This window comes from Clostridium mucosae, from assembly GCF_024622765.1.
In the GTDB taxonomy this organism is placed as follows: Bacteria; Bacillota; Clostridia; order Clostridiales; family Clostridiaceae; genus Clostridium.
Genome location: NZ_JANKAF010000004.1, coordinates 12,110 through 25,355, shown reverse-complemented (window position 1 = coordinate 25,355; position 13,246 = coordinate 12,110). Strand labels below are relative to the sequence as shown.

The following is a 13,246-nucleotide window of genomic DNA, read 5'->3' as shown; positions in this document are numbered from 1 at the left end:
TTCTATCTTCCCCTCCATTTTTTGAATATAACTGTTCCATTATGTCCGCCAAATCCTAATGAATTAGATAATGCATAATCTATTTCTTTATTTTTTCCAACATTAGCAACTAAATTTAAATCACATTCTTCATCTGAATTTAAGTAATTAATATTGGCAGGTATAAACCCATCCTCTAAAGCCTTTATAGATATTATTGCTTCAGCAGCTCCAGCAGCTCCAAGTAAATGTCCTGTCATAGATTTAGTTGAACTTACACAAACATCTTTTACTGAATCTTTAAAAGCCTTTTTTATTGCTAAAGTTTCTACTTTATCATTTATTTCAGTAGATGTACCATGAGCATTTATATATCCAATTTCATTTGGCATTACACCTGCATCATTCATAGCATCTCTCATTGCTCTATAAGCTCCATCTCCATCAAGTGTTGGTGAAGTTATGTGATAAGCATCACAAGTTGTTCCATATCCAACAACTTCTCCATAAATCTTTGCTCCTCTTTGAATTGCACTTTCTAATTCTTCTAGAATTAATGCTCCTGCTCCTTCTCCCATGACAAATCCATTTCTATCTTTATCAAATGGTATAGATGCCCTGTTTGGATCCTCACTTTTACTAAGTGCTGTTAAAGCTTGAAATCCTGCAATCCCAAACTCATTAATTGATGCTTCTGAACCACCAACTATTGCCCTATCTAAATATCCATCTTTTATACTTCTATAAGCTTCACCAATACAATGAGTTGAAGTTGCACATGCTGTAGTAACACTTAAACATGATCCTAAAAGTCCAAACTCTATTGCTATACTTCCAGCTGCAATATTAGATATTGATGTTGGAATAGTTAATGGTGAAACTCTATTTGGACCCTTTTCTACTAAAGTTCTTATTTGATTTTCTATAGTGATAAGTCCACCAATTCCTGAACCAAATATTACACCAAATCTTTCTCTATCTACATTATCTAAATCTATGTTACTATCTTTCATACACTCTTTTGCCGCAACTAACGCTAATTGTGTATATCTATCTAATCTTTTAGCATCTTTCTTTCCTAAATAGTCCTCTGCCTTAAAGTCCTTTACTTCTGCTGCTACCTTAACTTTAAAATCTGTTGTATCAAAGAATGTTATTTTATCTATACCATTTTTTCCTTCTTTAACAGCATTCCAAAAACTATCTATTGAATTTCCAATTGGTGTTATAGCTCCTAATCCTGTAACTACTACTCTTCTCTTCATAAACTACTCTCCTTTTAAAGCATAACCATTCCACCATCTACATTTATTACTTGACCAGTAATATAATCTGATGAATTAGATGATAAGAATAAAACTAAATTAGCTATTTCCTTAGGCTCTCCTATTTTTCTCATAGGAATTGTCTTTATTACTTCTTCTTTTACTCTATCTGGTAAAACACTTGTCATATCTGTATTTATATATCCAGGAGCAATAACATTAACATTTATATTTCTAGCTGCAAGCTCTCTTGCTACTGATTTTGAAAATCCTATTACACCAGCTTTAGATGCAGCATAATTGCATTGACCTGCATTCCCAGCTACTCCAACAACAGAAGATATATTTATTATCTTTCCGTATCTTTGCTTAACCATAATAGATGAAACTGCTTTAGTTGTATTGAAAGTCCCTTTCAAATTTACATCTATAACATCATCAAAATCTTTTTCACTCATTCTTATAATTAATCCATCTTTAGTTATTCCTGCGTTGTTAACTAAGATATCTATACTTTCAAATTTATCTTTTACTTCCTTTATAAAGTTAATCACTTCTTCTTCATTACTTACATCACATTTGCATGCTACTACTTTAACGCCAAAGCTCTTTAATTCTTCTATTAAACTTTCTACTTCTTCATTATATTTTCTATAATTTATAGCAATATTAGCTCCATTTTGCGCTAATGTCCTTGCTATTTCTCTACCTATACCTCTAGTTCCACCTGTAACTATTGCATTTTTATCCTTAACCATTTAAAATTCCTATCCCTTCTAATGTTTTATTTAAAGATTTCATATCTTCAACATTATAAATATTTACTTTTAAGCCTTTTTCTCTACTTATTTCCTTGATAAAGCTACTTAATACTCTGCCAGGTCCAAATTCAATAAATGTATCAACACCCATATTAAGCATTTTTTCTATGCTTTCACTCCATTTAACAGATGATTTTATTTGACTACAAAGTAATTCTTCTATATCTGCTTTATTATCTATAAATTCAGCCGTAACATTAGATATAATTTTTATGCTAGGATCATTAAATTCTATATTTTTAAGTTCTTCTTTAAGTTTTACTGATGCTTCTTCTAGTAAGGATGTATGAAAAGGTCCAGATACCTTTAATTCAATAGCTCTTTTTGCTCCAGCTTCTAAACATAATTCTTTAGCTTTTTCTACTGCCTCTTTTTCTCCACCAATTACAATTTGATTATTGGTATTATAATTAGCAATTTCTACTATGCCTTTATCTTTTGAATTTTCTATCGCTAACTTTATCTTCTCTAAAGGTAATCCAATTATAGCAGCCATAGATCCAATTCCAATAGGAACTGCTTCTTGCATATATCTTCCTCTCTTTTTCACTAAAGCAACTGCTTCTTCAAAGCTTAAAGCATTTGCACATACTAAAGCTGAATATTCGCCAAGACTTAGTCCTGCAACAACATCTGCTTTAATTCCACTTTCTTCAAATGCTTTTTTTGCTGCAATTGAGGTTATCAAAATAGCTGGTTGCGTATTTTCTGTAATATCTAAATCTTCTTTATTCCCATTAAATATTAGTTCTTTTATATCAAAACTTAATATATCATTTGCTTTATCAAAAATCTCTTTACATCTTGGAACATTTTCATATAAATCTTTTCCCATTCCTATATATTGAGATCCCTGACCTGCAAAAACAAAAGCTGTTTTCATACTACCTCCTCTTTAAAGGCTCTTTCTTATATTTTCATATTCATTAAACATTTCTTCTATAATTTCCTTAGCACTTTGCTTTTTTGTAATCATCCCTGAAATTTGACCTGCCATAAGAGATCCATTTTCTATATCTCCATCTTTTACAGCTTTTCTCAGTGCCCCTCTGCCTAATTCCTCTAACTCTTCTATTGAAGTATTTTTACCTTCAAGATTTAAATACTCTCTTGCAAGTTTATTCTTTATAACTTGAACTGGATGGCCTGTAACTCTACCAGTTACAACAGTATCTATATCTTTTGCTTTTACTACAGCATCCTTATAGTTTTCATGAATACTACATTCATTGGCAACTAGAAACCTCGTTCCAACTTGAACTCCACTTGCACCTAATATGAAAGCTGCACCTACACCTCTTCCATCACCTATTCCACCTGCTGCTATGACTGGAATATTTACTGCATCTACAACTTGAGGAAGCAAAACCATAGTAGTTAATTTACCAATATGTCCCCCAGCTTCACACCCTTCTGCTATAACAGCATCTGCTCCAGCTCTTTCCATTCTTTTTGCTAATGCAACTGATGCAACCACCGGAATAACCTTTACTCCAGCTTCCTTCCATTTTGCAATGTACTTTCCTGGATTTCCAGCTCCAGTTGTAACAACTTTTACCCCTTCTTCAATTACAATTTGTGCTATCTCATCTGCATTTTCAGAAAGTAACATTATATTAATACCAAAAGGTTTATCAGTTAGTTCTTTTGTCTTTCTAATTTCTTCCCTTATAAAACTTGCAGGAGCATTTGCTCCTGCTATTATTCCAAGTCCACCTGCATTAGAAACTGCAGCTGCTAAAGAACTATCTGAAACCCATGCCATCCCCCCTTGAAAAATAGGGTATTTAATATTTAACAATTTGCAAATATTATTGTTCATGAGATTTCCTCCACTCTCTACTCTATTTTTCTATAACACTTTCTATATACTTCACTGCATCTCCTACAGTCTTAATACTTTCAACATTATCAACCTTTACGTTAAATGCATCTTCAAGGTCCATTACAACTTGGAATAAATCAAGTGAATCTGCACCTAAATCTTCTATAAAATTAGTTTCTAATTTTACTTCATCTCCATTAACACCTAATTGTTCTACTACTATGTCCTTAATCTTTTCAAATACCATTTTAAAATCCTCCTAAAATTTAATTAATGCTCCTGCCCAGGTTAATCCTCCACCAAAGGCAGCTAAAATTATTTTATCTCCTCTTTTTATAAGGCCTTTTTCAAACATTTCACTTAAAGCTACTGGTACACTTGCTGATGAAGTGTTTCCATACTTATCTAAATTAGTATAAAATTTATCTTTATCTACTTTTAATCTTCTAGCAGCATCATCTATTATTCTTGAATTAGCTTGATGAGGAACTATATATTTTATGTTTTCTAAATCCTCATTTGCTTTTTCTAACAATTCATTAACTATTTGAGGTACTATTGATACTGCAAATTTATAAACTTCTGCACCTTTCATTTCTATATATCTTTTTTCTAATTTTTTTTCTTTTGCAAAAGGTGTATTTAACTCTAATTCACCAGCAACTAAGCTTTTTTCTCCACGATTTCCATCAGATGAAAAACAAGTACTTATAATTCCTTCTTCATCATTTGATATCTCAATTACTGCAGCTCCAGCTCCATCTCCAAATAATACACAAGTACTTCTATCACTCCAGTCTATTATTCTAGATAAGACTTCTGATCCAATTACTAATGCTCTTTTTTTATCAGTTCCTCTAATTAAACTAGATGCAACTATCAAAGAATAAACAAAACCAGAGCATGCTGCTGATATATCAAATGCAGCTGCATTATTACATCCTAAAAGTCCTTGAACACTGCAAGCTGTAGATGGCATAATTTTATCTGGTGAAGTGGTAGCTACAACAATTAAATCTATATCATCCTTATCACAATTACTATTTTTCAAAGCAGATAATGCTGCTTTATATGCTAGTTCAACTGTGCCTTCTCCACTAGATATTCTTCTTTCTTTTATTCCGGTTCTTTTTACTATCCATTCGTCTGTAGTCTCAACTATATTTTCTAAATCCTTATTGCTTACTATATTCTCTGGACAGTAATGACCAAATCCAACTACCTTTACTCCTTTCATTTAACGCCTCTTTCTAAAAATTCAACTTTTAAGTTACATTTAACTCAAATATCAAATATTTTTATTATCAAAATATTATTTTATATTAAGTTGTTATTTTGAATTTTTTAGTAGATGTACCTTTGACTTCTACATACTCAATCAATTACTTCGATGTCATACTATTTTATCAATAGATACTATTAAATAAATAAAAATACAGAAATATTGATTAAATTCCTCTTTTCAAATATTTTGACTATCAAAGCAATGTCATTATGATAATACCATTTTTTTAATTTGTCAACATTCGTAATATTTTTTTAATTATAAATTCAATCTATAATGTTCTTTTCATATATTTAATTTTATATTTTCCTTATGTACTACATAGCAAAACATCCTCAATTCATTTATTTTACAGCTTTCCCGTTCTCTTATTTTATTTTCTACAGCACAATTAATATCTATTAATATAAATTATTAATTAAACTATCTATTGTTTTTTTCAAAATTCTGAACTATACTATTAATAATATTTTGATTATCAAAGTATTATTCTTAAAATTTAAAGGAGTAAAATTATGAATATTAAACCATTAAAAATTGGTGATATAATAGCTAAAGTCCCTATAATTCAAGGGGGAATGGGTGTTGGAGTATCTCTATCAAATCTTGCAGGTAATGTTGCAAAGAATGGTGCTATTGGTGTTATTTCTGCTGCTCATGCAGGTTATATGGAGGAAGATTTTGAAACTAATACATTAAAAGCTAATCTAAGAGGATTAGCTAATCATATAAAGAAAGCTAAGGAAATAAGTTCAAATGGAATAATAGGTGTTAACGTGATGGTTGCAATGAACAATTATGTTGAGCATGTAAAAGCAGCCATTGAAGCTGGAGCTGATTTAATTATATCTGGCGCTGGACTTCCATTAAACTTACCTGAAATTGTAAAGGAAAGTTCAATAAAGATAGCTCCTATAGTATCATCTTCAAAAGCTGTAAAAGTGATTCTAGGCTATTGGAAAAAACATTTTAATAGAACTGCTGATGCCATAATTGTTGAAGGTCCAATGGCTGGTGGACATCTTGGGTTTAAAGCTAATAACCTAACTGATGAAATTAAGAATTTCGATAATAATGTTATAAACATAATTAAAGAAGTTAAAAACTTTGAAAATGAATTCAATACCGAAATCCCTGTTGTCGTTGCTGGTGGTGTATTTACTCATGATGATATGATTAAATACCTAAATCTTGGAGCTAATGGCGTACAAGTTGCAACAAGATTTGTAGCAACTCATGAATGTGATGCACATATTAATTTTAAAAATGCTTATGTTAATTGCAAAAAAGAAGATATTGAATTAACTATAAGCCCAGTAGGAATGCCAGGTAGAGCTATAAAAAACAAATTAACAGAAACATTAAAAAATCAAAAAGTAAAAATAACTAAATGTTATAATTGCTTGATTCCTTGTACCCCAGCAACAACACCATATTGTATAAGCTCAGCTTTAATCAACGCTGTAAAAGGCGATGTTGAAAATGGATTGGTTTTCTGTGGTGCAAATGCTCATCGAATAAATAAGATAATTTCCGTAAAGGAACTTATAGATGAATTAATAGGAAAGCTTTAATTTAAAATTTAAAATTTAAAATTAATGCAAAAACTCAGATAGTTTTATATTTAATTAAATAGTAAAAAAATTAAAAAGTGAAAGAATTATGGAATTAGGCTCCTTAGGAGTTTAAATAAATTGTTTTTTAATTTAGCTATGCTAAATTACTTCCTTAATTCTTTCATTTTACATTTAATGCTTTAGTATTGAATTAAATTTTAACTCTTTAATTTTTTCATTTCATAACCTTCATTTCTTTATTCTTCACTAAATATTACCTTAACCCCCAAAATAAAAGTAAATTTAAATAATCTACCTACTTGTATATACTTCACTAATATTTTACAATTAAACCATATAATTTTTTAGGAGCTGAATTTATGCCTTATATTGAAAAAAAGCCTATTAAGCGCAGTCAATTAAGATTATTTTTAGGACAAACATACTATAAGATGAGAAAATATTTTTACTGGTGGTTTTCTAAAAATATATATAGTAAAAATATTCTTAAAGAAGATTTAGAGCATGTAATTTTTACTCACAGTACACCTCTTTATAGAAAGTTAAAAGATGTTGATATGTATTTGCAACGTAATAAAGTTGATAATTTAAGGTTAGCAATAAAAAAGCTAGATGGTGTTACTATTATGCCTGGTGAATACTTTTCTTATTGGAAACTAATTGGTAAACCTACCTATAGAAAAGGTTATAAAGATGGGTTGGTTCTTTGCCCTAATGGTGATTTTAAACCTGGAGTTGGTGGGGGCTTATGCCAATTATCTAATTTAATTTATTGGATTACTTTACATACTCCTCTAATTGTTACTGAACGATATAGACATAGTCATGATGTTTTTCCTGATGTAAATAGGACTCAACCTTTCGGTTCTGGTGCTACATGTTTTTTTAATTATTTAGATTTAGAAATTAAAAATACTACAAATAAACCTTATCAACTTAAATTGTATCTTACAAATGAAAACCTTGTAGGTGAATGGCGTTCAATAGAACCATGTAATTATAGATATGAAGTTTATGAAAAAGAACACTCAATGACTCCTGGATTTTATGGTCATTATATTAGAAATAATATTATACATAGAAAGGTTTTTAATCTTGTTGGTGATAAAATTAATGATGAATATGTCGCTGAAAATCATGCATTTATGATGTATCACCCATACTTAGACAATGGAAAAGTGACAATTGATAATTGATAATTGATAATTGATGGTAGTTGATAATTATCAATTGAAAAACATTAAAGAGTTAAAGAATGAAATAGTGAAAGAGTTAAGGAAAAAATCCTTAAAAGATTTTTTAATGATTCCTGCTTTACAAAAATCTAATATAAGTTTTGCAGAGCAAAACAGCCTTAACTCTTTCAGCATTAACTATTCACTTTTCATTTTCAATTTAGCTATATGATTTTTTTAATGCTTTTAATAATACTTTTGGATCTTTCTTATAAGGTGTTACTGGTATTATCTTTTTATTTTTTACATTTAATAATGTGTAAACTGCTATTCTTGCTGCACGTACTGAGTATTCTTCTGTAAATACCATGTCTTCTGGAATTTCAACAAATTGACTTATCATTGCAAAGTTAGTTGAACCTTCTGGTACTACATTAGGTCTATCACTCATTTTACGTGGTTGGAATTGTGCATCAATGTATGGCATCATACATGGAATTACATTTACTACAGTTTCCATAATTTCATCTATTTTATCTTCAAAATGTAAGTGATGTAAAAGTTCAATTAATAACTCTTCACCAGTACATTCTCTCATAGGTTTCTTCACATAGTCTCCAATTTTATCTGTGTAAAGTCCATATCCCCAGAATATTGTCGTATCCATTGGTTGATTTTTAAAATGTGGTTGAGCTGCAACAACTATGCTCATTAACCAACTAGAGTCTTTAAATGTCATTAATGCTCCACTACCAGCTACATTACCTGAGAACTGTTCAATCAATTTTAATAATTTATTCCCTTTACATGTTACGGTAAAGCTTTCCCAGTTAGTTTCATCTGGATGGTTAAAAAATGGTTCTGGATTTCCAAGCCCAAATTTCTTTTTAGCAATCTTTGCCCAAAGTTCTCCTGAAATTGGTTTATTAGGATTATACTCAGGAGCTGTTTTAAAATCTCCTAATGTTGCACTATCAGTCATGCAAGCATTAGTAATTATACAAATATCTCCATCATTTAATTCTATTATTTTTTCACCCTCTTCATCTTCTATGTGCATTGCTGTTACTGTTATACCTTCACCTGGTTTAAAATCTAAATCTGTAACTGTTGCATTTATGCTAAAATCAACACCAAAACCATCTAAATAAGATTTTAATGGAAGTATAACTGATTCATATTGATTATATGGGGTACGTGTTACACCTTCCAATGTTTCAATACGTGAAAATTCAAATATCATACGTTCCATATAACGCTTAAATTCAAATAAACTTGACCATTTTTGGAATGCAAAAGTTGTTTGCCACATATACCAGAAGTTTGTTGTAAAGAAGTGTGGAGTATCTTTAAACCAATCTTCAATTGTTAAATCATCAAGCTTTTCTTCTGGAGTAATCATTAATTTTCCAAGAGCTGTACGGTCAGCATTATTAAATCCCATACTCTCTACATCTTGTATCACACCATATTTATCTACCAAACGTGCTTGTGCATGTGTTGGATGTAAGTGGTCAAAATTCAATATTTCTTCTGTAACACTCATACCTGGCATTTCTAATGATGGTACACTCCTTAAAAGCTCCCAAAAGTTTTCATATGTTTCTTCATTCAACATTCTTCCACCACGGCATACAAATCCATTTATAGCATCTCCAGCTCCATCATTACTTCCACCTAATATATGCATTCCTTCTATAACATGAATATTTTCACCTTTAAAATTACAATCCCTTACTAGGTATGCAGCGCCCGCTAAAGATGCTAAACCACCACCAACAAAATATACTTGTCGTTCATTATTTTCATTAAAATTTTGAGTGAATGTTTCAAATGATGATTCTTTTTCTTCATTCTTCTTCATCTTCTTCGCTGCCAAAGCAGCAACTGCTGCTGCTCCCGCAATTGCACCAACTGCTAATAATGGATTTATATTACTTTTTGATTTCTTACCCATAAATATCCCTCAACTTTCCTTATATTTGATTCATCTATATACTTAATATTATAGTTTACCCAAATAATAAAGTATTTAGACAATATTTAGTATGTGTCTAATTTTATTCAATCTTTATAATTTATACATCTTTCCTTAACATTTTGTTCATATTTCCAAATAATATTAGCCTTTTTCTTAAGATATTTTTACAAAAAAATATACAGTACTTAAAACTAAGTACTGTATACTTTAATTTATTTTTTTGAAATTGTATCTAAATATTGAACTGCGCTAAGGGCAGCTACATTACCTTCGCCTGCAGATTTTATATATTGATATGGCTTACCTACACAATCACCAGCTGCAAAACATCCTGGTATATTAGTTTTCATAAGTCTATCAACAAAGATATGATTTTCTTCTATTTTTAAACCTGGAACTAGTTGACCTGGTGAAATTGAATCTTTTAATATAAAGACAGCATCAGTTGATATTTCTGTATTCTTTAAAATTAATTTATTTACCTTTAATTCACCAACTATCTCCTGTGGTTTATCTTCAACTACTTTTATATTATCTCTTAAATTATATTTATCTTTATACATAGGAACATAATATACTTCTCCAGCTAGTTCTGAAACATAATTTGTTTCTTCCTCAGCTTCCTTATTATGACCTATTATAGTTACTACTTTGCCTTTATATAAAGGTGCATCACATGTTGCACAGTATCCTACACCCTTACCTAGGTACTCTTCTTCACCTTTTATAGGTCTTGTATATTCTATACCTGTTGCTAAAATAACAGATTTTGCTTCAAAGGTTTTATCATTTGCCATTAAAGCAAAGTACTCACCCATTGCATAAATACTATTAATTCTTTCCTCTGTTATTTCTATATCCATAGCCTGTAGATGTTCTTGAAATCTTTCCTTAACGCCTTCTCCCGTTATTCCATAAAAGCCTAAATAGTTATTGATCTTCGGCGCTTTAACAAGCTTATTAGTTAAGTTCTTATTTCCAAAGATAATAAATTTCTTATTTCTTATCTTTGCATTTAGAGCTGCTGATAAACCAGCTGGACCACTACCTACTATTGCAATATCATATCTTTCGCTCACTTTTCTACCTCTTTATTTTATAGATGCTTAACTACAGCTTCTTTTAAAGAATCTTTAGGCATAAAACCAACTAAAGTTTCTACTGGAGCACCATTCTTAAATATCATTAAAGTTGGAATACTTGCTATTTGATATTTATTAGCTAAATTTGGATTTGCATCTACATCAATTTTTACAAATCTTGCATTATTTATTTCATTAGATACTTCCTCTAATACAGGCGCTATCATTTTACAAGGACCACACCAAGTTGCCCAAAAGTCTACTAATACAACTCCTTCATGTTTTAGTACTACTTCATTAAAATCTGTTTCTGATACATGCTGAACCATATAAATTTACCTCCTAATATACCCCTAAGGGGTATCCTTTGTATTTATTTTACACAATTATTTATTTATAGTCAATAGATTATAGGGTTATTTTCCCTATTTATTCTCCCCAATAAAAACTATTTTATTTGCTATTTTTTTAAATGTAAAAACTGAGATTCATATAATTCTTTATATAATCCCTCTTCTTTTAGTAAGACTTCATGACTTCCTTTTTCTTCAATTCCCTTATCTGTTAATACTATGATTTCATCTGCATTTTTTATTGTTGATAATCTATGTGCTACAACTATTGTAGTTCTTCCTGCACATAATTCTTCTAAAGACTTCTGTATCATGTATTCTGTTGTATTATCTAATGCTGATGTTGCTTCATCTAAAATTAATATAGGTGGATTTTTCAAGAAGACTCTTGCAATTGAAATTCTTTGCTTTTGTCCACCAGAAAGTTTAACGCCTCTTTCTCCTACATAAGTATCATAACCCTCTGGTAATGACATAATAAATTCATGTATATTAGCTCTTTTAGCTGCTATTACTACTTCTTCATCAGTAGCATCATGCCTTCCATATAATATATTATCTTTTATTGTTCCAGTGAATAGGAAGACATCTTGTTGAACTATTCCTATATTTCTTCTTAAAGATTCTAATTTAGCATCATATATACTTATATTATCAATAGTTATATTCCCTTCAGTTACATCGTAAAATCTAGGAATCAAATTACAGAAAGTTGTTTTACCACCACCTGATGGTCCTACTAATGCAAGCATTTTTCCTTGTTCTATATCTAAATCTATTCCCTCTAAAATGCTTTTTTCATCATAGCTGAAGTGAACATTTTCAAATTTAATATGACCCTCAACATTCTTTAGTTCTATACTTCCATCTTTCTCAATCTTTTCGTCTACTATAGATATAAATCTCTTAAATCCAGTCATTCCATTTTGATATTGTTCCATAAAGTTAACTAACTTTTTAATTGGTTGCGTAAATAGTTTTATATATAAAAGATATGCAAAGAAATCTCCTATATTTATTATATCAAAATATGTGAATATTCCACCTGCTATTAGTACAACATAATCTAAAATATCTATTCCAAAGCCAACACCTGCAAAATATTCTGCCATTACCTTATATGCTCTTGATCTAGCATTCTTAAATTTATTATTTCCATTTTCAAATTTATCTATTTCATGATCATGTGATACAAATGCCTTTGTTATTCTTATGCCAGAAAGTGAGTTTTCCAAATTTGAATTTACAGCTGATGTTTCTACTCTAGTTTCCATAAAAGCATTCATCATTTTATTTTTTTGTTTCCAAGTAAATAACACAATGAAAGGTATAAATGCAAATATAATAAGAGTTAATGGTATATTAATTGTACATAATACAGTAAATGAACCAATTAACATAACAAGAGAAATAAATAAATCTTCCGGACCATGGTGAGCAAGCTCTGATACTTCCATAAGGTCATTTATCATTCTACTCATTAAATCACCAGTTTTATTATTATCAAAATATGAATTAGGTAGTTTTTGTAGATGTAAAAACATGTCCTTTCTCATATCTCCTTGCATATGTACACCCATAACATGTCCATAATATTGCATGAAATAGCCACAAGCTGCTTTTATTAAATATATAATTAATAAAGTAACTCCAAATACTACTAGCATTCTTAGATTTTTATTTGGAATGCTGTCATTTACTAATGTTCTTGTCATCATAGGATATACAAGATCACATGCTGCTGCTATAAATGCCGCAAACATATCTAAGAAAAATAATTTTTTGTATGGTTTATAGTAACTAATAAATCTTTTTACCATAACTAACCTCCTTTTATTAGTACATTTTATTTTGTTATTATTTAATAATAGACTTATTGATAATAATTTTCAAGGAATCTTTA

At 29.9% G+C, this 13,246-nt stretch carries 12 protein-coding genes; 2 read left to right on the top strand and 10 right to left on the bottom strand.

The genetic code is table 11. The annotated features are described in order from the left end of the window. Nucleotides 1–2: 2 nt before the first annotated feature. Genes fabF through NSA50_RS06460 form a run of 6 tightly spaced genes read right to left on the bottom strand, consistent with a single transcriptional unit; the run spans nucleotide 3 to nucleotide 5,127 of the window. Nucleotides 3–1,244: a beta-ketoacyl-ACP synthase II gene (gene fabF, locus NSA50_RS06485; protein ID WP_257443894.1), complete on the bottom strand. Its 1,242-nt coding sequence runs from the start codon at nucleotides 1,242–1,244 to the stop codon at nucleotides 3–5. A 14-nt stretch (nucleotides 1,245–1,258) separates the two neighbouring features. Next, nucleotides 1,259–2,002 (bottom strand): 3-oxoacyl-[acyl-carrier-protein] reductase, encoded by a 744-nt coding sequence (gene fabG / locus NSA50_RS06480; RefSeq protein WP_142691250.1) that lies wholly within the window; start codon nucleotides 2,000–2,002, stop codon nucleotides 1,259–1,261. Then, the gene (gene fabD, locus NSA50_RS06475) at nucleotides 1,995–2,948 is read right to left on the bottom strand and encodes an ACP S-malonyltransferase (RefSeq protein WP_257443892.1); all 954 of its coding nucleotides are present in this window, start codon (nucleotides 2,946–2,948) and stop codon (nucleotides 1,995–1,997) included. Before fabD ends, fabG begins: the two co-directional genes overlap by 8 nt. A gap of 12 nt (nucleotides 2,949–2,960) precedes the next feature. Beyond that, nucleotides 2,961–3,887 carry an enoyl-[acyl-carrier-protein] reductase FabK gene (fabK, locus tag NSA50_RS06470; protein WP_195263350.1) on the bottom strand — a complete coding sequence of 309 codons (927 nt, stop codon included), beginning with the start codon at nucleotides 3,885–3,887 and terminating at the stop codon, nucleotides 2,961–2,963. Between the two features lie 22 nt (nucleotides 3,888–3,909). Further along, nucleotides 3,910–4,137, bottom strand: coding sequence for an acyl carrier protein (gene acpP / locus NSA50_RS06465; protein ID WP_195263349.1), 228 nt, complete (start codon nucleotides 4,135–4,137; stop codon nucleotides 3,910–3,912). Between the two features lie 12 nt (nucleotides 4,138–4,149). After that, nucleotides 4,150–5,127: a beta-ketoacyl-ACP synthase III gene (locus tag NSA50_RS06460; RefSeq protein WP_257443890.1), complete on the bottom strand. Its 978-nt coding sequence runs from the start codon at nucleotides 5,125–5,127 to the stop codon at nucleotides 4,150–4,152. 563 nt (nucleotides 5,128–5,690) lie between these two features. Between NSA50_RS06460 and NSA50_RS06455 the strand changes: the two genes are divergently transcribed. Further along, entirely contained in the window at nucleotides 5,691–6,749 is a 1,059-nt protein-coding gene (locus NSA50_RS06455; RefSeq protein WP_257443888.1) for an NAD(P)H-dependent flavin oxidoreductase, read from the top strand. A 362-nt stretch (nucleotides 6,750–7,111) separates the two neighbouring features. Then, nucleotides 7,112–7,948, top strand: a complete 837-nt coding sequence (locus NSA50_RS06450) for a VanW family protein (RefSeq protein WP_257443886.1) — start codon at nucleotides 7,112–7,114, stop codon at nucleotides 7,946–7,948. 199 nt (nucleotides 7,949–8,147) lie between these two features. Here NSA50_RS06450 and NSA50_RS06445 read toward each other — a convergent pair whose 3' ends face one another. From NSA50_RS06445 to NSA50_RS06430, 4 genes are all read right to left on the bottom strand, one after another. Further along, nucleotides 8,148–9,884 carry an oleate hydratase gene (locus tag NSA50_RS06445; RefSeq protein ID WP_257443883.1) on the bottom strand — a complete coding sequence of 579 codons (1,737 nt, stop codon included), beginning with the start codon at nucleotides 9,882–9,884 and terminating at the stop codon, nucleotides 8,148–8,150. A gap of 236 nt (nucleotides 9,885–10,120) precedes the next feature. Beyond that, the gene (locus NSA50_RS06440) at nucleotides 10,121–10,987 is read right to left on the bottom strand and encodes an FAD-dependent oxidoreductase (protein WP_195263344.1); all 867 of its coding nucleotides are present in this window, start codon (nucleotides 10,985–10,987) and stop codon (nucleotides 10,121–10,123) included. Nucleotides 10,988–11,004: 17 nt separating this feature from the next. Beyond that, a complete protein-coding gene (gene trxA, locus NSA50_RS06435) occupies nucleotides 11,005–11,319 on the bottom strand; it encodes a thioredoxin (protein WP_195263343.1) in 315 nt (104 codons plus the stop codon). Between the two features lie 131 nt (nucleotides 11,320–11,450). Further along, a complete protein-coding gene (locus tag NSA50_RS06430) occupies nucleotides 11,451–13,163 on the bottom strand; it encodes an ABC transporter ATP-binding protein (protein ID WP_257443881.1) in 1,713 nt (570 codons plus the stop codon). Nucleotides 13,164–13,246: the final 83 nt, after the last annotated feature.